Raw genomic sequence first — 20669 nt, forward strand, 5'->3', positions numbered from 1 at the left:
CCCGCCGTATCGGTGCTGCTTATGGCCGTGGATAAACCATCAGCATCAAACCAACTATCTTCCAGTGATATGGATAGCAAAGTGCCAACATTACCGGCTGGTTTTGCCTATAACGCGCAAAACTGGCTGGTGATGCAACCGGCAGGGCAAGATAGCCCAGTTAAAATCTGCTCTTGGTTGCAAGTAGCTGCTCGTACTCGCGATCCGCAAGGGGACAACTACGGCTATTTATTGCACTGGTTAGACGATGACAATCGCCATCGCTATTGGGCCATGCCCGCAGAACTCTTAGCAGGAGACGGCAGCGAGTACCGTCGAATCCTACTCAGCCGAGGCATGCGGCTAAGTAACAGTGTCAAAGCGCGGCAGTTGCTCTCCCTGTTTATTCAACAAATGGGCGAGCTGGCCACGCAAAAGGCCATTAGCGTGAACTGTATTGGCTGGCATCACCACGCTTATGTGCATCCGCGCCTCACCTTTTACCCAAGCGAACACAGCAACAACCCGCGCATGGTGCTGCAAACCATGCACCCGATAGAAGGCTTTATTCAACACGGAAGTAGCGACAGTTGGCGGCAGCACGTTGGCCGCTATTGTCTGGATAACCCGCTATTAATTGTTGGTGTCTGCGCTGCACTGGCTGCGCCTTTGTTGCATTTGTGCGGGGTGGATGGTTTTGGTTTACACCTCTACGGTGCCAGCAGTACTGGTAAAACCGCAGCGCTGTATCCGGCGTTATCGGTGTGGGGCGAGCCTAATCAGCTGCGCCACAGTTGGCGTGCCACGGCCAACGGTTTAGAAGGCACAGCATTAGCGCATAACGATGCCTTGCTGGCGCTCGATGAAATGGGCGAAGTTGATCCAAAAGAGGCGGGAGATGTCGCTTATATGCTTGCCAATGGCCAAGGTAAAACCCGTGCAGGCAAATACGGTGAAATGCGCTTACCCGCCCGTTGGCGTTTAGTGTTTTTATCTACTGGTGAAGTGACGCTCGAAAGCCATCTTGCCAGTATCGGCAAGCGCGTGAAAGCGGGGCAGCAAGTGCGCGTGATTGATCTCAGTGCCGATGCCGGAGCGCAAATGGGCGTGTTTAACCATTGCCATGACATGAATGCCGCCGATTTAGCCGATCACCTAAAACAGCAAAGTCGCCAACACTACGGCTGCTTGGCCTTGGACTGGTTACGTTATTTAACGCAGCACAGCGCGCAGGTGCGACCCGTTTTCCAAAACGTACGCCAACGCTTTTTAGCCAGTTTACCACCCGAGGCTGACGGCCAAGTGCGCCGAGTTGCCGAAAAATTTGCCTTACTGGCCAGCGCAGGCCTGTTAGCCATTCAAGCCGAAGTACTCGATTGGCCAACCCAAAATGTCGAAGCCGCCTGTTTAAGCCAGCTTAACCAATGGATACTTGCCCGCGGTGGTGTGGCCGCCAATGAAGACCAACAAGCGATTCGCCAGGTGCGTAGCTTTATTGAGCAGCATGGCGAAAGCCGCTTTACGCCTAAGCAAACCGGTTACAGCAGTCAAGTACGCCAGCGTGCAGGTTGGCTTGATACTACTGGCCCACAAACTCTCTACCTGTTTTACCCAACTGGCTGGCGTGAAGCCACCGAAGGCCTAAGCCCAGATCGCGCTGCCAAAGCACTGATGGCCGCAGGCTACCTAGTCCCCGATGGCAACCGCCCACAGCGCAAAGTCAGCCTGCCCGACAACACCCGCCCACGCATGTACTGTGTTAAAGGCAGTATCTTGGATGACTAAAGAGGCGATGAATTCTGTGTAGGCTTGTCGCCTTGCAGTGAACCGCCAGTCAATATATGGACTGGGTTAAGTTTGAAGTCCATTGCAAACAAGACCGCTAGAGTACTGGCTGTGTACTTAGCTATTCGATAAAGCGTATCGACTATATCAGTGCCATTTCCAGTTTATGTTTTCGATTCACCCAATCTGGTAGAGAGCGTTCGAGCAAACGATAAAACTCTGGGCCGTGGTTGTGGTGCTCTAGGTGACACAGTTCATGAATGATCACGTACTCAATACACTCTTTCGGTGCCTTAATTAAGTCGCGGTTTAAGGTCAGCGTTCCGTTTTTCGATAGACTGCCCCAGCGCTTTTTGAGTTGCATTATTTTAATGGTTGGCTTGCTGTCATCTGAATGTTTGAACTTCTCCCAACAATCCGAAAACACCTTATTTAAATGGAAATCGGCCTTTTCTCGATACCAATCATTAAGTAGCGACTCCACATGCTCTGGTTTACCATTGGCTGACGTTACCCAAAAAAAGCCCGCTTTCAGCGCTACACCGTTGTCAGTGCCTACTGCAATTTTTAGCCGATACTTCTTACCGAGATACAAATGGCTTTCACCACTTACGTATTTGCGAGAAGGGGTTCTTGGGTCAAACTGGTCAAAGTAGCGAATTTGACGCTTGATCCACCGAGCACGCTTCTTCACCTTAGCTTCAATGGCCTCACGGTCGGTGCCTTCAGGGGCTTTCACAAAAACTGATTTATCAGGGTGAACTGATATTTCCAGCGACTTGCGTTTAGAAAAAGCCAGCTGGAAGGGGATTTCTCCCCCTCCGTATACAACCGCTAGCTTTTCAGCGCTTGCTGTTGGTATCTCGGCCTGCTTGATGGTTGACGACATCAAGAATGCCTCCGGTGCTTCGCAACCTGCATGGTTTTCTCAATGATTTCGTCCATTTGCTCTAGACTCAGGGTCACGCCGTACTGCTCTTTGACTTCGTCATAAAGAAAATCGTCAATATCATTCATCGCCGTTTTTTGAACGTCAGTATCGTCCCAAAAATCAACTTTCCAATGAGCATCAATGATTTTTTGTATCGCTAACGATGTTTGTGCCGCAATCGCATCAAGCTGAGCATCATCTAACTCGTTCAGTGTTGCCACTTGCTGAAACTGCGGCTTAATCAAACCAAAGTAGGCACACGCTTCGTCGTTCTCACGAATGCAATCAGGCATATCATCATGCTGCTTCGTGGCCACTTTGTTACGAATATCAATCACTCGGTTGAGATATTCTAAGTCTGAGATGCGCTTGGCCTTAAAGTCATCAATGGCGGCTTGGATCAGCTTCGAGAACTTCTCATAAAACGCAGGGTCTTCATCCATATTCTCCGAAATGCTGCGCTTCGTGGCGTGGGCGATGGTGTCCGCTTTTGATGCCGTGGTTTTGGTTTGATAAACCCCTTGTTCTTCTTTCACAGCGGTAAACATTTTTTCATCAAAAATATTCACGGGCTCGTTAAGCTGAGTCACCTCATTAGCCTGAATATGGGTATCCAGCAGCTTTTTAATTTTCGGCTCGTAGTCGCGATAATCAATCGCCTCGGCATAACGCAACTTAACCGCCGCCTTTAAGTTCTGAAAACGCTTTAAATCGTTTTTATAGGTTTGTAGCTTCTTCTCATCAGAGCTCATGATGAACTGCTCAGACGATAAAGCGATGGCTAAAGATTTACTGTATGCCGATAAACATTCGTAAAACTCTTCACGCAACTCGTCATCGGCCAACAACACCTCATAGGCTTCTTCGTCTTTTGAGTTTTTAACGGCTTTAAACAAATCCCATAAGTCAGAGTAACGCTGTGGCAGTTTAAACACTTCTTCGTTAATGGAGGTGAGCGTGCCTGCTAAGTCATCTTCATCAAACCCTTCAAAGGCTTCGTACATGGTTAGGGCTTTATCCAACTCGCCCAGTACGCTGGCATAGTCGATGATATAGCCAAACTCTTTACCTTCGTACAGGCGGTTAACTCGAGCGATAGCCTGTAATAGCGTGTGCTCTCGCAGGGTTCGGCATAGATACAGCACGGTGTTGCGCGGTGCATCAAAACCCGTTAACAGCTTATCCACCACAATGAGTATTTCAGGGTCATCACCGTATTTAAACTGATTGATGATTTGCTTGGTGTACTCCTCTTCAGAGCCAAAGCGCTTCATCATTTTGTCCCAGAATTTACCTACCTCATCGGTTGGTCCTTCGTCCACTTCGTCGTGACCTTCGCGGGTATCAGGGCCAGAAATCACTACCTCTGTGGTGACGGTGCCAATCTCTTGCAAAAACTGCTGGTACTTTAATGCCGCCGGTTTGCCTGGGGCAACCAACTGAGCCTTAAAGCCAGTGCCTTGCCAGTTGGCACGAAAATGCTCGCTGATATCAAAGGCGCGCATATATATCACTTGATCAGCTTTGTTTAGCATTTCAGCGCGGGCGTATTTCTTTTTAAGGTCGGCCTTTTGCTCTTTGCTTAGATCGGCGGTGTGGCGCTCAAACCAGAGGTCAATAGCCGACTGATTCTGCTCCATCTCAATATGTCGGCCTTCGTACAGCAATGGCAATACTGCTTCGTCGGCAACCGCTTGTTTAATGGTATAGTGCGGCTCAATCAGGCCACCAAATTTGGCAAAGTTATTCTTTTCTTTTTTCAGTAGTGGCGTACCGGTAAAGCCAAGAAAACAGGCATTAGGCAGCATTTGGCGCATTCGGGCCGCCAATGAGCCAAAATTGGTTCGGTGACTTTCATCGACCAATACAAAAATATCGTGCGACTCATCAACAAACTTCTCGGCTACCCAGCCTTTATCAAATTTGTGGATCAGTGTGGTGATCAAACCCACTTTGTTTTTCAGGTGCTTAACTAAGTTTCGACCAGACGTAGCACGTTCGCGGCTTAAACCACAGGCCGCAAAGGTATTACCCAGTTGTTTATCAAGATCATCCCGGTCGGTAACCAAAATGATTCGTGGATTGATAAGCTGCGGCTCTAGTGCCATAGCACGGGTGAGCATCACCATGGTGAGCGATTTACCCGAGCCTTGGGTATGCCAAATAACACCACCTTGGCGGTTTTCTTTTGAGCCATTGCCTTTATTGGTCAAACGCTTAATTCGGGCAATCGTCGCTTTAATCACAAAATATTGTTGATAGCGGGCTACTTTCTTAATGCCACCATCAAACAGGGTAAAGCGATACACCAAATCTAATAAACGCTCTGGGCGGCACAGGCTGTGAATGGCATTGTCTTGTTCCGTCACCAAGCGTTTGCCTTCTGCCTCTAGTGCATCAAAAAATGGCCGTGCGGCGGCAAACTCGCCACTGAATAGCTGTGCTTTAGTGCCTTCGCTCAAGGAGGTATTGACGCCTTTATCGACATCCTTCTCGAATAAAGAGCTTTTATCTTCCTGCTCCTTCCATACGCCCCAAAATTTCTTAGGTGTGCCTGCTGTCGCGTATTGGGCGGCGTTTTTATTCACTGCCAACACTTGCTGCACATAAGTAAACAGGCGCGGAATATAGTCATCACCTTGGTTACGAATATTTTGTGATACGGCTTGCTCTACATCCACTTTGGGCGATTTACATTCAATCACGCTAAAGGGAATACCATTGACAAACAGGACGATATCGGGGCGCACGGTATCGGTGCTGCGTGCACGCTCAACCGAGAACTCCGCCACCACATGAAAGCTATTGTTGCTTGGGTTTTTCCAATCAATGTAATTGAGGGTAAAGCTTTTTGAGTCCCCCTCAATGGTTTGCTCCATGGCTGAGCCTAAGGTGATTAAATCGTAAATCGACTCATTGGTTTTTTGCAGGCCATCAAACTTAATATTTTTGAGCTTTTGGATCGCGGTTTGAATGTTCTCTTCGCTAAACAGATACTCGCCACCTTTATAGTTAATGCGATTAATCTTTTTTAGCTGCTGACGAAGCACTCCTTCTAAAATCACATTGGCACTGCGCCCACCTCGTTCAGCCAAAGCCTGCTCTGGGGTGAGGTACTGATAACCCAAATTGATTAACTGTTGCAGGGCTGGAATTTGCGACAAGTACTTTTCGTTAAACTCAAAGCCCGAAGGCTCCGAGTTTGCTGCGTAATTGACTGGAGGTGTGCTCATGCGCTTGCCTCCTGATACATATCCTCAGCGACTGGCTGGGAACTGCTCACCTGCCACTCACCAGTAAGCAGCTTTTGCATCAGACCGCGTTTCTGGCTGCGGTATTTTTCAAGGAGTTCTTTTACTAAATCAATTTCCTTTTTAGCAATATTAAGCTTGCTGGCGATATCGTTTTGCTCTTGAATACAAGGAATCTTTACCTCTAATTTCTTCAAAGCGTTTAGCTTTAATGCTGTACGTGTACCGCCCTGAACTTCGCGCGATAAAGCTTGCCTAAATGCAGGAGAGTTCAAGAAATAATATAAGAAATCAGAGTCCATGTTTTGTTTTGGAGAAAATACACCATATGCAGGGCTAATTAAGCCTTTGTCGATGATGGTTTGTTTGTTGAATACAAATAAACCATCATCACTCATTGACCTAAATGTGAAGTCCCCACGACTCATTATCTTGTAGCCACTATTATCTTTGCTTGCTACTTGTTTAGAGAAGTAGTCCTCTTGCAGAAAAATTCCTCGGCGAGAGGAGGTTAAGCAAGGGTATAAATCAGGCGTAGTGCTTTTCTCTTTTTTCTCAACGATAAACTCACCTAATGTATTTGTGTTCCATCGTTTTGATTTAGGGTTGTTTAAAAGAAGTTGCGACTTCAGCCACTCAAACTGCTTTTCCTTAGCCGCAATTAACGCCTCCGTTTTTTCAATGGCGTTGTCCCAAAGCTTTGACGCCGATACGATAGACTTTTGTACATCTAAAGAAGGTAGAAGCACAGGGAACTGTTTAAGCTGTGTTGAATTAATGCTCGCCAAGTTCGTACTTTGCTTTGAGCAGCTAATAAAATAACGTTTTCCATAGCTACTAGCCGTTAGAATGCTTAGAAATTCAGGCAGTAAAACAGAAGCGTCGGTTCTCACAGAGAACACATGATTCTGGTGAACACATGATTCAATTTCATTATTCCAAACAGTACCACGCCCTAACTTATCGAAGTCACCTCCTTCGGTAAGTAGTACATCACCTGTTTTAAGTGTGTAACGTTCTAAGTTTTTCCGCTCGATGGAAATATGTTTAATGACCGAAAGGTCAAGGTGCCCATCTTGCACATTTGCTACTCTTAAATATGGGGCTTCGATTGGATCGGTTAGTTTTCTAGATGCACTTTTTGAAATTCCGGTTTGAATTTCTGCCACTTTCTCCAATCTTACGGTTTTCCAAGGCGATTTATTCATTGATCCCCCTCCAACTTTTTCTGCGCACGCGCCAACTGGGGAATGCCTTTTTCCGGTGTTGGTAAATCCTCTGGCATGGTGCCGCCCAGCTCTTCAATGGTGGCGCGCACTTTTGCACCCACTTCAAAATGGGTTTGGTTGGCATGGGCTTTATTGCTGACCTGATCACGCTTTAGTTTCTCTTCTGTTTGCGTGGCGCGGAACAGGTTAGCGGCAAGTTCGGTACTGCCCATATGATCGAGGATTTTCTGGCTCTTTTTTAAGCCTTTGTGCTGGTGAATGGCTTTGTTGTCTAAGCCGCCATACAAGCCTTTGTAGCCATGGTTTTGGAAAATGGCGTAGTCCAGATTAGTTTCAACACCTGCATCTTTAGCCGCAGCGGCCAGTTGCTTGTTGTGATCGGCCAATTCATTGCGCAGCATTAGGCGTTTTTGGTCTTCATTCAGTTGCTGGAATCCAGTGTCGTCTTGCAACTCTTGACGACGGGTTTGGATAGCAAAATAGGTCTGCCCATTGGCGATCACCGGCTTGCTGGCATCACCGTTTTGCACAATGAGGTAACAGGCATAACGGGACAAGGCAAACGAGTCCATTTTGCGCTGGGCACCTGAGCCAATTTCGACCATCTCGTGGATCTCCACGAAATGGTCGGCCACAGCTTGGCCACTGTTTTCACAGGCTTTTTTTGCTTTCTCTATAACCGGTAAGAAGTTACGGAACTCGGCATAGTCCAATACCTTGGCTAACTGGCGGGCCAGCCAAATTTCACCACCTTGTTCATTAATCACGCGAATACTTTCAAAACTGGTGTGTTCTGGTTGGGTAAGTTGCTTGTCACTCATCGCGCACCTCCCACCATTTTGTTGGCGTCAACAAATTGGTTGTTGTTTGTCATACTCATTCAGCCACCTCCGTTGTGTTGTTTTGCGCTTCGTTAGGCACGATATCCTTTAACAGCGCCGCCATTTTGCTGCGAACATCGGCAAGTTCGCTTTCAAGGGCTGTGATCTCGGCCTGTACCGCCACAATATCGATCTCAACTTCTTCTTCGAAGGTGTCGACGTAACGCGGGATATTCAGGTTAAAGTCGTTCTCTTTGATCTCGTCAAAAGTGGCTAAATGGGCGTATTTTTCTACCTCTTCACGGGCGGTTACCGCCGCAACAATTTTGTCCAGGTGTTCATCCAGCAGGATGTTTTGGTTTTTCCCTGCTTGGTAATGGTCTTTACCGCTGGCATCGACAAATAGCACGTCTTTGCGGTGTTCATTGGCACCGCCTTTTTCACGCGAGCGGTCAAATATCAGGATTGCCACTGGAATGCCAGTACTTGGGAACAAGTTACCGGGCAAGCCGATCACGGCATCCAGTAGGTTTTCTTCAATCAGTTGTTGACGAATACGGCCTTCGGCTGCGCCTCTAAATAGGACACCATGAGGCACCACTACGGCAATGCGGCCTTCTTTTTCAACGGCGGCTTCGACCATGTGGCTGATAAAGGCAAAGTCGGCTTTTGATTTAGGCGGTAGCCCGCGCCAGTAGCGGTTGTATCTGTCAGATTCAACGTCTTCTGAACCCCATTTGTCGAGTGAAAACGGTGGGTTGGCAACCACGTTATCAAACTTCATCAGTCTGTCATTTTCCACCAACGCTGGAGAGGTAAGGGTGTTACACCACTCGATACGAGCAGAATCTGAGCCGTGCAAGAACATATTCATACGCGCAAGCGCCCAGGTACTGCCGTTGACTTCCATGCCGTAGAGTGAGTAATTGCGGTCGCCCACTTGGCGTGCGGCTTCAATCAATAAACCGGCTGAGCCACAGGCAGGGTCACAAATACGCGCCCCCGATTTTGGTGCGGACAGACGGGCTACTAGCTCAGAGACTTTATGGGGGGTGTAGAATTCACCGGCTTTTTTACCTGCATCGGAACCAAAGCGCTCAATAAGGTAGATGTAGGTATTACCAATCACATCTTCAGACACGCGCGACGGGCTCATGTCGAGTGCGGGCTTGTTGAAGTCGTCCAGCAAGGTTTTTAGGCGGCGGTTGCGGTCTTTGGTTTTACCCAAATTGGCTTCGCTGTTGAAGTCGATGTTACGGAACACACCTTCTAACTTGGCTTTGTTCGCGGTTTCAATATGCTCTAAAACAATGTTGATCAGCTCGCCAATGTTGGGTTCGTTTTTACGCTCTAACAATGAATAGTAGTTGGCCAAAAAGGTGTCGGTAACAACGGTTTTCTTCTCTTTGGTTGCTTTGTCTTCTACTTCTTCTGTGAGTTCTACTATTGGCAGTACAAAACGCTCGCGCTCAAGCTTACGTCTGATACGGACATCGTCGTCACCGTACTGCTTTTTATATTCTGCGTAGTGATCATTCCACACATCGGAGATGTATTTTACGAACAGCATTACTAGGATGTAGTCTTTGTATTGCGCAGGGTCTACCGCGCCACGGAAAGTATCGCATGCAGCCCATGCTGCATTGTTGATGTCTTTTTGTTGAATCTTGTCGTTCATATCATTAGTCATATAAATTCCTCAAATTTGGTCAGTGTCTATAAGGCGGGGCAGGCTATACCGATAGCGCCCCGCTGGCTGTAAGTTAAAAGGTTAAGAATCGAGTACGGCTGATTGAGTCCAGGTAATTGACCGCCCAAATGGAGGGTAAATCGATGTACTGTCCTTTATGGTGTACCGTGCAATGACGTCACCTTGCTCGTTTAGCTCTTCACATTCGTATGTATCAGTATCTTGGCCCTTTCTTTGCGACCACTGGCTACTTACGATGTTGAGGGTATGCGATTCAGGTACACCTATTTTCTTTTTGTATTCATCACTCATAAGGGCTCCTATCCTTTAATGTCTTTTGGGTCGTTACCGTGGCTATCTTTGCGTTGTATCTGGCCGTCTTTGCCATGTACAACAAGCTCAGAACCTTCGCGCTTGCTTTGCTCGCGCGCCGTAGCTTCGGCCTCTCGTTTGGTGCTGTGTACGCTTGAAGCGCGTTCGGCACCGCCTTTTTTGTTCGCCCATCCATCAGGATGTGGTACGACATGTCGGGTATTGCCCTTGCTTGATGATGTATTCTTTGCCATAATTTCGGCTCCTGTTTTTTGAAATGAAACGTGGATTAAAGTTTTGCTAAAAGTGTTGCAGCACTTTTGGTTCGTTTAAGCCCAGTAGCTTTGTCTACTGGGTATTCATTGCTAAATTCATTAATATTGCGTCAGTTAACACCTCCTTTTTCTTTGCTAATGCATTCATTAGCTTCTGTTCGTTGATGGATAATTGGTAAATCTCAATGATCTTTTTCTGCACATCGAGACTAGGGACTACTATCTCCAGATCCTCAAGTGCAGGTTTGCCAATCATTCTTACCGATGTTCCTGTTGCCTTACTTTGTAATGCTGCTTGTGAAGTCGGTTGATTAATAAACCAGCATAAATACGCTGGCATAACCGAATCACTCTCAACTCGAATTCGCAACAGTGGCGCAGCGATAACAGCATCGCTCAACTCTTGGTCAATCAATGCTGCCGTATTAGTTTGACCCCTAGAGCGAAAGGCTAAGTCGTTATGTTTAACTCTGTGATGATCCTTTAAGTCCTGCATAGCAATCTGCACTAGCTCTTGGGCATTAACTCGGTTATCTTCAGTAAGATCCTTCATCTGAATAACAGAGATATTTCCATTAGCGTCTGGCTCAAGCTTTGACCTAAAAGAGTGTCCCATCTGTACAGAGGCAATTTTTTTCAAATTAACTTTCATTGTTACCTCAAATGCGTTGTAATGGCGTTTCTGCAACTTGTGAGTAAGTTTAAGCTGAGATTCTCAAGTTGTCAAATGTTTATTTTGCAAAAACGTCGTTACTGTAAAATTGTTTTTCGTGTGGCGTTTGGAAATGCTTGAATTGACCGGATACCTGGCTGTAATGAGAGGGATGAGTGGTCGTTGCCTGGTACCGACATTTATGTCGGTACCAGGTATCTTGCTGATAAAAAAGAGTTAAATATTAAGAGACATATAATCAAGCTGGTAGAGCTGTACAAGACGAAACCATCTGGAAATTCCGAATAGTTCAAAGTGAAGCCTGAGTAAAACCTAACAGAGACCGCTCTAGCCAAAAATATCGAGCTATTTGGCGCTTTTGATATTAAAATCGCGTCAACAACACCCCTCCCGCTACCCGTTAGATCAGCGCCCCGCGAGGGGTTACTCGTTTTTAAGGCTTCTAATTTTTGCTACCGTAATCAGTTACGGCACCAAAATTAGCTTCCAACCACACATCATTCTCTGGCCCACAAAGGTGGTGCAGCAGCGCTAGGTTGATCTGGTGGCTGATCACGTTGCCGTTTCGTTTTTGGCTTTCTTTTTTCAAACCTCTCAGTAATAACCCTGTGCATGATTTTCCTATTTGCTCCGGCGTACTGGGCAGGCAAAAGGCGCGGTTTTGCTGTTTGGGGTGCAAGGTAGCGCGCTTTCCTGTTTTAGATAAAGGCGAAATGCACCAAAAGATACAGGCGTTGGCGGGCGTGTTTGCGAGCAATTTGTTGGTTTGGCTCGTGCCATCCTCATATATCGGTAACAAATGTGCTGGTAACAAAACTAACCCGCCTTGCGCGTGGCCTTCAACCTCAGGTAAAGGCAGCCAATACAAGTTTGGCCATTGCTCATGGCTCTGCCATTTTTCTACGATCACTTGTGCGCCAATACTATTCAGCCATTGGTGAATCGGGCAGCCTGGGTGTGCTTGTTTAACGCGTTGTAACTGAAAAGTCAGCCAGCGGGTTAAGCGTTCGGCGGCATTATCGCACTGGCTTAATGCTGGGTAGAGGGTAAATGCGCTATGCCCAACCAGTAAAGCGACCACCTGCTGTATCCATTCTCTATCCCAATCGTTAGCACTTGCCCATAACACGTCACTTATCACCTTGTTGGTTTTTCATGCCATCTATTTTCAGTCGTCGGGTGCAGACACGGTGGTGAAATAGATGAAAGAAATGACCATCAAACTAACCAGTCAAATCGGTTTTTTATGATGACCTGTGCGCGGAACTGTTTGATATACATAGTCCAATACGGTGCTGTTTGGCGGCATTCAACTAATGCAAAAAAATCGAGACGCCAAACGATCGTTTGCATTCTGGGTTTAAAAAATCAAACGGTTTGTACTTTGATGCCGAGGTTGGTTTAGGGTACAAAAAGTGCCAAACCTTGCTTTGATCCAGTAATGGCAAGGCCTACCAGCGTTGGATTTCAATCGAGAAGCCAAACAGTAAATGGGCTAATTTCCCTGTTTGGCGTTTCGATCCAAAAGCCAAACGGATAGTGGTTTTGGCGTATGGGTATAAAGGCATGGGGAAGTGTTTAATGAAGTGCTGCTGTTTATTTTGGCTTGGTATTTGATGAAGAGATGTCTTCCAGCTTTAATGAAGGTTGCTTGTCACGGTTACCCTCAAAGTATTCAAGGGCGTACCCCATTGTCTTGTAGCTTTTCTCGCGTTTTTTAAACATGCGTTGCAGCATAGGGAGGGCGCAGTCCACATAGTCGTGAATGGTGACTTGTGTTTTTCCTTCCGATTCACGATGAATACGACCGGCATATTGAGCCAATGTGCCTTTCCATGCGATGGGCATGGCCAAAAGCAAGGTATCCAGTCTTGGCAGGTCAAACCCTTCGCCCACATATTTTCCTGTTGCGACGACGACTTGAGCCGATTGCAGATGATTGTCAGCGTTCTTGCGTTCCGCAGCTTTCATGGCGCCTTTGAGTACGACAGTGCTCATACCCATCTCGGTAAGTCGTGAGTGTATGTACTCTGCGTGCTCTCTACGCTCTGTAAGGACTAACGGGTGTCCGCCATTTTGAACACACTGAGAGGCGTCTGAGACAATTTTTGACGTGCGCTGCTCATTATCGACGAGCCAGCGGTAGGCATCGCTTATTTTTGGGCGCTCATCTGTTTTTATTAGCTCAGCTGGCGGTATATCGTAGAGCTGATGAATCATCACGGTTTGAGTAAATTGCTCATCAGGGCTTTGTTTCACTTTGCAGCGAATGGGCCCTGCCGCCATAAAAATGATTTTTTGATGACCATCTTGTCGTTCTGGTGTTGCTGTTAGGCCCAATACATACTTTGCTCTTACCTCGTTGAGTACCATTTCAAACCTTGGCGCAGATAGATGGTGGCATTCATCAACAATAATGTGGCCGTAGTCTTGGATGAGAGGCGTGATGGAATTGTCTTTTTTATTGACCAAGCTTTGGTAGGTGGCAATGTCGATAATGCCACTCGGCTTTCTTTTGCCTCCGCCTATACTGCCAATGGTTACTTCGGGTAGGAACGTGCGTAATCGCTCTTGCCATTGTTCGAGCAGTTGTCGGCTATGAACCAGTATTAGGGTATTTACTTTGCGTTTTACGATCATGCCAATGGCAGTAACCGTTTTTCCAAATGCAGTCGGCGCATGCAAAATACCGAAGTCGTGTTTAGTTATTGCGGCCACTGCGTCACGCTGGTTTTTTCGCAAAGTGAACTCAGGGGTAAGTTTTAATAATGGTTTGCCGGTTTCACGCTTATCGTCAAACAGTGGCGAAATATTGTGCTCTTGTAGCAAAGCAATCGCGTCATCGAGACAGCCACGCGGTAGTGCTAGGTAACCGTTTTCAATACGAGCACAGGAAATAAACCTTGGAATGCCATGAGTTGAAAAGCGCAACGCTTGTGTTTTAAAAAACACAGGATTAGAAAAACTCGCTAATCGCTTTAGTCCTGCCAGTAGTGGTCCAGGTAACTCGCTCATCAAAAAGTAGATATGGTTGGCCAAGGTAATGGTCACGTTTTTCGGCAAAGACTCTAATTTTATTGGTGCGGCTTTGGTTGTGATTTCCCAAGGTGGGCGGTTATCTGTTAGCCCTTGTTCGGACAGTAATAGGGTGTTGGGTGAAATAGTTGTTATGAGTTGATCAATACTCGATTGCGTGAGCGTTTTAAGATCTGCAAGGTGCCGCCATTGATCGTCAATCGCATTCAGGTCACTGTCAACAAAGCAACTGCGGCCTGAAAGGCGGGCCTCCTTTTGAAGTGGTAGCGCAATGAGATTGCCAAACCCGCCTTCCGGAAGGACATCTTGGTTAGGAAAGAGCCTGTCATAGGAGTCAAACGATAGATTTGGAAATATTTCCATGGCTTTATCAAGTAAAGCGAAACCCAGTGCCCGAGCTTGGTTCGCTGGGATATTGGTTTCAAAAAAGATCCATAAGTGCGCCCCGTTGCCAGAACGCGAGATTTCTATCGCGTGGGGAATATCAAACGCTTGGCACGCTTTAGACATTGCTTTGACTTCTTCTTGCCAACAGCCTTTGTCAAAATCGGCGGCTAACAAATAGCACGAATTATCTCTCAGTAAGGGATACAGCCCCACCACTTGTTGACCGGCAAGGTGCCTGTAAATAATGTGCTCGTTTAATTCGCTAAACTTTCGGTGTGAACAGTCTTGGCATTTAATGCGGGGCTTGTTGCATAGTCCGCTTACCCACTCATTATCACAGGCTACGGAATAGCCACTGCGGCCCTGTTGGTTTTGCCAACGATTGGCAAAGATATCCTCTCTTCCACGAAATCGTTGTCTGAATAGGGCGACTTTTTGTGCTGGCGTGAATGTCTGTACTGAACGCTCGTTTTGAGCGCTACGCAAGGCTTCTCTTAATGCGAGAAGCTGCTGCTTTTCGTTTTCAAGCTCAGCTAGCCTGTTATCAATAGCAGAAATGTTTGGGTAGTGAGCGTCATTCATGACAACATAATTTTTATGCGCAGCGCTATGAAGCGCGAACTTGCGGCGGTTTGATGAGCGACTCTGCTGGAATACCTAGCCCTTCATGAAGTTTCCAAATCATTTTTAGCGTGAGTGATCGCTTATGGTTTAGGATTTCATAAACACGATTGCTTTTACCTATCATGGGTTCAAGATCTTTAACGGTTAAGCCTTTGCGCTCCATCTCAAACTTTATTGCCTCAACAGGGTCTGGCAAATCCATTGGAAAATGCTTTGCTTCGTAGGCCTCGACTAACGTAACCAAAATGTCCAGCTTTTCGCCTTCAATGGTATCTGGCTCCGCCATCATTAGGTTTTCGATGTCGTTTAATGCCGCGCGGTAGTCGGCATCTGTTTTAATAGGTCTGATGTCCATTATATTTACCTCTTGTTACTACCTTTTGGCTTTAAATCGTTTGCACATCAATTTTTTATTCGGCTCGTCCATGAGCCTTACCCTTCGGGCTCGCGTTGCTCATGAAAATTCGTTCCCGACGAATTTTTCGTATTGTGCATGGTTGCCGATAAAACGTATGTAAACCACCTTGTAGGCATAATTGATCCAAACAACTAACCGGTATTTATTACCGGCAATGTTAAACACGACACGCCCATCTTTGAGGATGCTGGCATTTCTAAAGTCCTGTTTCACATCCGACGGTGATCCCCAATCAGCATTTAATGCATGCCTATACCACGCTAACGTTGGCTCTTTCGCGTCAATGTATTCTGGGCTGTCTTCCCAAAATGTTTTTAAGGTTGATAGTGCGATAATTCTCATAAACAGATGTTAGTCCCATATTGGGACTTTTGCAAGTTTGGCATTTTGATGCGGTTAGGAGTTCTTACCGCATCCCCAATTGCCCCATTCCTTGGGGCGGTTCAAATCCCTCTTATTCACCCTCTAAAGCTCGGCATATCAAGTGTTGCCCCATTGTCCCAACTGCCCACGGTAAGTGAGCAAATGGCTTGCTAGTTTCGCCTGATGGGCCTTTTCGGCATGCGGCTGCGTTTGCCATCGAAGAAGGCCAATACTCTGAACCAATAGAGAGATTCTTCATAACCTAGGCTGTACGTTGGGCGTGCAGGCGAGATGAGCCCCAGTTTGCGTCCTAGGCTGACAATCACGTAGAACGTGAGTTTTAGCGTCAGCCAAGGAGCGAGTACCACGAGTACCATCAGGCAATACCGAGTAAGTGCGTAGCCTATACCATAAGGCTGTTCGAGTAAGGCAATGCCAATACACCAACCAAGGCCTGCCAGCATGGCTATTGGAAAGGTAATGGAGGCGAGTCGCATCATCAGTTGCATGTTAACGCCCTCCTGTGTTGTGCTGTGAAGGGTGCTCAAAGTTCACCAGTGGTTCGATCACATCAGCCACTGTTTGATGGGCAATACGGCGCTCTTCAAAGTAGTCGTGGCGGTCGTAGATGCCCTCAACGCCTTTTAGCTTATGGTTAAGACAGCGTTCGGCCACGTTGCCTGCGATGCCTAAAGAGGCGGCAAGGCTGCGAAAGGTGCGGCGTAAATCGTGTACGGTGAAGTGTTCAAGCTTGCCCATTTTATTGGGTGGTTGCTTTTTCCGGCCTGGTTCTCGACCAAAGAGTTTAGAAATGGCACGGTTCAGCGTATCTGGCCCCATATGCGGACGATGGCTTGCTCGTCTGGCTGGAAAAACATAAGGCGAGCCACAAGCGCGGATTTGCAGCTCGTTAAACCAAGCAATGGCTTGGCGCGGTAAAGGGATGCTAATTGGCACGCCAGTTTTACTGCGTTCTTTGGGTAGGTCCCATACGCCTGTGGTTAAATCCATTTCACGCCACATGGCTTCGCACAATTCGCTTTTGCGCACGCCCAATACCAAGAACAGGCAGCAAGTGAGGTAGTTGTCGCGGCCAAAGCTATTGATATGGGTATGAAATACGCTAAAGGCGTAGTGAATTTCCTCTTTGCTGAGCATCCTGTCTTTACTGGACTCCACGCCACCGGCATCGTCTACGGTAAATGCTGCGGCTGGGTTGTTCAGCGTTAAGTCGAGCTTTATCGCATGCCGAAACAGCTGCTTCATGTACATCAAGGTATCGTTGGCAATGGTAGGGCGGTTACTTTCTCGAATGCGCTCTAGCACCTCCCGCACGTCACGTGCAGTCACCTCAGCAATACACTTAATGCCAATGACTGGGCTTATGTCTTTGGTGTAAACCCGATACGGAATCTTGGGATGCTTAAGTCGTCTACTCAGATCGGTTCGATACCAGTCATGAAACAGTTGATCCACGGTTTCAATGTCAGGTAACTCGATTTTCTGTTTTTCCAGAAGAGGATCTATGCCGTCACGTACTTCCTTTCGAAAGTATGCAGCGGCAATTCTGGCGTCTGCCAACGACATTAAAGGAAATTGCCCCAAGGTTGCTTCTCGTCTTCCTTTGGCTGTGGTGTAGCGGATCATCCAGTAAGGCGAGCCTTGTTTGCGAACGCAAAAGTATAGACCTTCACCATCTGAATATTTTTTTGGGTCGGCTTTGCTGTATGCAATAACCTGTTTTGCTGTGAGTTTTCCCATGTTTACTCCATAGTTGCTGAAATAATGGAGGGGGCAATAATGGCTGCCCACCACCGATTTGCTTATTGAATCAGCAGCTAACCTGTTGTGGTGGCGAGTTAAATGCGAAAATTGGGTAACTTACTGCCCACCAATTTGCTCACCGCAAAATGCTTATTGAGCAAAAATGAGGGGACTGCCCACCATTCTGCCCACCACTAAACAGGTAGTTGGTAACGGACATCTGCAAACCGATTTGGACGGGGAAAATAAAAAAGCCCTGTATTTACAAGCAAATAACAGGGCTTCTAAGACATTCTTGGACGGGTAAAAAAACTATTCGATATTTTGGATCTGCTCACGCATTTGCTCTATCAATACTTTTAGCTCAACTGCAGCATTGGTGATGTCGCTGTTGATTGATTTAGAGGCTAGGGTATTTGCTTCACGGTTAAACTCTTGCATCATAAAATCTAAACGACGACCACAAGCGCCACCTTTATTCAAAATTTTGCGTGTTTCTTTAACGTGCGACTTTAAACGATCAAGCTCTTCTGCTACATCCTGCTTTTGTGCAAGGTAAATCAGTTCTTGTTCAAGGCGTGACTCATCAATATTTGTTGTTAAATCTTCAAGTTTTTGTACTAACTTTTCACGTTGCCATTTAGTAATTTCTGGCATGTGTGCTTCAACAATATCAACTTGTTCTAAAATGGCGGTTAATCGTGTAGCTATCATTTCTTCAAGGTTTGCACCTTCATCACCACGTGCAGATTTAAAGTCTTCAATTACTTGGTCAAGGCCAGTAATGAGTGCCGTATTTACACTATCCATATCAACTTCTTGCGCTTCCATAACGCCAGGCCAACGTAAAATATCAACAGGATTAATATCACCATTGCTTTGTTGTTGAACCCACTTAGCACTGTTAATTAATTGCTCAGCAAGAGATTGATTAATTGATAGTTCACCCACATGTGCAGGGTTTGCTACAAACTTTAAGAAAACTTCGACCTTACCACGCTGTAAGTGCTTACGCAGACGCTCGCGGATAACGGGTTCCATGCCACGAAATTGCTCTGGTGCACGAATAAAGGTTTCAAGATAACGTTGGTTCACTGAGCGAACTTCCCACGTGCCAGTGCCCCATTCGCCTTTTATTTCGCGACGCGCATAAGCTGTCATACTGTGGATCATGGATGTTTTCCTACATTTTTAAATAAAATATTACGATTATTATACCGTAACACTGCTCAAGCTCTAAAGAAAATTTAACACTGCTGAGTGTTTTTTAAACACACTTTAATATAAATCAACATGGCATCTATATTCACATCAACATATAATGTGGCAAATTCAGAATTAAGGGGATCGTCAATGCGTCCAAGCGAAAGAACACCTAATCAAATTAGACCGGTTACGTTTACACGTAATTACACTTTGCATGCTGAAGGTTCAGTATTGGTAGAGTTTGGCAACACTAAGGTACTTTGTACTGCGACAGTTGAGGCTGGCGTACCACGCTTTATGAAAGGTCAAGGTAAAGGTTGGGTAAACGCAGAATATGGCATGTTACCGCGCGCAACACACACACGTAATAGTCGTGAAGCAACGCGAGGTAAACAAGGCGGTCGTACAATGGAAATACAGCGCCTGATTGCTCGCTCTTTACGTGCAGCAATTGATCTAAAAGCACTCGGTGAAAACACAATTACTATTGATTGTGATGTAATCCAAGCTGATGGTGGTACGCGTACAGCGTCTATAAGTGGTGCGTGCGTTGCGCTTGTTGATGCACTAACGTATATGCGTGCAAAAGGGATGATTAACTCAAACCCACTTAAACATATGATCGCTGCTATTTCTGTTGGTATATATAAAGGCCAAGCGATTAGCGATTTAGAATACCTAGAAGATTCTGACGCTGAAACTGACATGAATGTAATTTTAACTGAAACCGGTAAAATTATTGAGGTACAAGGAACCGCTGAGGGTGAACCTTTCTCGTTTGACGAACTTGATGAACTACTTACACTCGCTAAGCATTCAATTCGTGAAATTATTGATGTACAAAAGCAAGCACTAGCATAAATAGGTAACTGGCAATGAAAGAATATCAAAAAGAGTTTATTGAGTTTGCTTTAGAAAAGCAGGTATTAAAGTTTGGCGAGTTTACTTTAAAGTCTGGCCGTACTAGTCCTTACTTCTTTAATGCGGGTTTGTTTAATACAGGTCGTGATTTGGCGCGCTTAGGTCGCTTTTATGCGGCGGCACTTGAAGATGCAGCAATTGAATATGATGTACTATTTGGCCCTGCTTATAAAGGTATTCCAATTGCAACAACAACCGCAGTTGCTTTAGCTGATCATTATAATAAAGATGTACCTTATTGTTTTAACCGTAAAGAGAAAAAAGCACACGGTGAAGGTGGTAGCTTAGTTGGATCTGAGCTTAAAGGTAAGATCATGTTGGTTGATGATGTGATCACCGCCGGTACAGCTATTCGCGAGTCAATGGAAATTATTGCTGAAAATGGCGCAGATTTAAGTGGTGTTTTAATTGCACTTGATCGTCAAGAAAAAGGTAAAGCAGAGCTTTCTGCTATACAAGAAGTAGAACGTGACTTTGATACTCAAGTTACTTCTATCGTTAAATTGGCTGATTTAATTAGTTACCTTGAGATCCAAGGTACCATGGATGAGCATTTAGCGGCGGTAAAAGCTTACCGAGATCAATACGGTGTAGCATAAATAGTAGCCTCGCGAATGCGGGGCTTTATTTTGCCTAAAATTGAGTAACAGCAACTCCTACTTATATTAAAGCTTTGCTAATACATATAAACAAAAGCCACCTTCAGGTAGACACTATTAATAGCCGTGATTTTATTAATACTGTGGCATAGCTCTTACCTACTTCAATTCCCCGTAGTAACATTAACAGTATGCTAGCTGCAGCGTATTATTTTCCGAGCTTTGTCATATATGGGATCTATTCGGGTAGATTATTGCTAGTGATCATTATGATCATCTTAGTTGCGAGTGTTTTAATAAAGCTTATTCAAGTTGATACAACGGTTAAAGGCTTAAATTACGCGTTTATTGTTAATAAGTTGATAGTTATGTTGTGTTTTTAGCACCTATCGTTCAAATATCCAA

At 45.9% G+C, this 20669-nt stretch carries 18 protein-coding genes; 3 read left to right on the forward strand and 15 right to left on the reverse strand.

Annotated elements, in window-relative coordinates:
* The first annotated feature begins 21 nt into the window (after positions 1-21).
* Positions 22-1764, forward strand: coding sequence for a DUF927 domain-containing protein (locus P20311_RS07295; protein ID WP_036984953.1), 1743 nt, complete (start codon positions 22-24; stop codon positions 1762-1764).
* A 142-nt stretch (positions 1765-1906) separates the two neighbouring features.
* Here P20311_RS07295 and P20311_RS07300 read toward each other — a convergent pair whose 3' ends face one another.
* The 15 genes from P20311_RS07300 to P20311_RS07370 all read right to left on the reverse strand — a co-directional run bounded on the left by P20311_RS07300 (position 1907) and on the right by P20311_RS07370 (position 18711).
* On the reverse strand, positions 1907-2653 hold the full coding sequence (locus P20311_RS07300; protein WP_008111241.1) for a M48 family metallopeptidase: 747 nt from the start codon (positions 2651-2653) through the stop codon (positions 1907-1909).
* Positions 2653-5928, reverse strand: coding sequence for a type I restriction endonuclease subunit R (locus tag P20311_RS07305; protein WP_008111242.1), 3276 nt, complete (start codon positions 5926-5928; stop codon positions 2653-2655). Before P20311_RS07305 ends, P20311_RS07300 begins: the two co-directional genes overlap by 1 nt.
* Positions 5925-7154, reverse strand: a complete 1230-nt coding sequence (locus tag P20311_RS07310) for a restriction endonuclease subunit S (RefSeq protein WP_008111243.1) — start codon at positions 7152-7154, stop codon at positions 5925-5927. Before P20311_RS07310 ends, P20311_RS07305 begins: the two co-directional genes overlap by 4 nt.
* Positions 7151-7996 (reverse strand): DNA damage-inducible protein D, encoded by an 846-nt coding sequence (gene dinD, locus P20311_RS07315; protein WP_008111244.1) that lies wholly within the window; start codon positions 7994-7996, stop codon positions 7151-7153. The genes P20311_RS07310 and dinD overlap by 4 nt, the downstream gene beginning before the upstream one ends.
* 55 nt (positions 7997-8051) lie before the next feature.
* A complete protein-coding gene (locus tag P20311_RS07320; protein ID WP_008111245.1) occupies positions 8052-9686 on the reverse strand; it encodes a type I restriction-modification system subunit M in 1635 nt (544 codons plus the stop codon).
* 81 nt (positions 9687-9767) lie between these two features.
* Positions 9768-9998: a hypothetical protein gene (locus P20311_RS07325; protein WP_017043881.1), complete on the reverse strand. Its 231-nt coding sequence runs from the start codon at positions 9996-9998 to the stop codon at positions 9768-9770.
* An 8-nt stretch (positions 9999-10006) separates the two neighbouring features.
* Positions 10007-10252, reverse strand: coding sequence for a DUF2188 domain-containing protein (locus P20311_RS07330; protein WP_008111247.1), 246 nt, complete (start codon positions 10250-10252; stop codon positions 10007-10009).
* A 94-nt stretch (positions 10253-10346) separates the two neighbouring features.
* A complete protein-coding gene (locus P20311_RS07335; RefSeq protein WP_008111248.1) occupies positions 10347-10925 on the reverse strand; it encodes a restriction endonuclease subunit S in 579 nt (192 codons plus the stop codon).
* A 463-nt stretch (positions 10926-11388) separates the two neighbouring features.
* Entirely contained in the window at positions 11389-12075 is a 687-nt protein-coding gene (locus P20311_RS07340) for a hypothetical protein (protein WP_008111250.1), read from the reverse strand.
* Between the two features lie 467 nt (positions 12076-12542).
* On the reverse strand, positions 12543-14951 hold the full coding sequence (locus tag P20311_RS07345; RefSeq protein ID WP_008111251.1) for a DEAD/DEAH box helicase family protein: 2409 nt from the start codon (positions 14949-14951) through the stop codon (positions 12543-12545).
* 25 nt (positions 14952-14976) lie between these two features.
* Positions 14977-15348, reverse strand: a complete 372-nt coding sequence (locus P20311_RS07350) for a type II toxin-antitoxin system HigA family antitoxin (RefSeq protein WP_000354813.1) — start codon at positions 15346-15348, stop codon at positions 14977-14979.
* A 99-nt stretch (positions 15349-15447) separates the two neighbouring features.
* Complete coding sequence (locus tag P20311_RS07355; protein ID WP_008111255.1) at positions 15448-15753, reverse strand: type II toxin-antitoxin system HigB family toxin; 306 nt, start codon at positions 15751-15753, stop codon at positions 15448-15450.
* A 191-nt stretch (positions 15754-15944) separates the two neighbouring features.
* Positions 15945-16283 carry a hypothetical protein gene (locus P20311_RS07360; RefSeq protein ID WP_036984952.1) on the reverse strand — a complete coding sequence of 113 codons (339 nt, stop codon included), beginning with the start codon at positions 16281-16283 and terminating at the stop codon, positions 15945-15947.
* Position 16284: 1 nt separating this feature from the next.
* Positions 16285-17535, reverse strand: coding sequence for a site-specific integrase (locus tag P20311_RS07365; RefSeq protein WP_008111257.1), 1251 nt, complete (start codon positions 17533-17535; stop codon positions 16285-16287).
* Positions 17536-17850: 315 nt separating this feature from the next.
* Positions 17851-18711: a YicC/YloC family endoribonuclease gene (locus P20311_RS07370; protein ID WP_008111259.1), complete on the reverse strand. Its 861-nt coding sequence runs from the start codon at positions 18709-18711 to the stop codon at positions 17851-17853.
* A gap of 180 nt (positions 18712-18891) precedes the next feature.
* Here P20311_RS07370 and rph point away from each other — a divergent pair, with 180 nt between their 5' ends.
* Positions 18892-19605, forward strand: a complete 714-nt coding sequence (gene rph / locus P20311_RS07375; RefSeq protein ID WP_008111261.1) for a ribonuclease PH — start codon at positions 18892-18894, stop codon at positions 19603-19605.
* 14 nt (positions 19606-19619) lie between these two features.
* A complete protein-coding gene (gene pyrE / locus P20311_RS07380; RefSeq protein WP_008111262.1) occupies positions 19620-20264 on the forward strand; it encodes an orotate phosphoribosyltransferase in 645 nt (214 codons plus the stop codon).
* The last annotated feature ends 405 nt before the right edge of the window (positions 20265-20669 follow it).

Source organism: Pseudoalteromonas sp. BSi20311 (assembly GCF_000239875.1).
Taxonomy (GTDB): domain Bacteria; phylum Pseudomonadota; class Gammaproteobacteria; order Enterobacterales; family Alteromonadaceae; genus Pseudoalteromonas.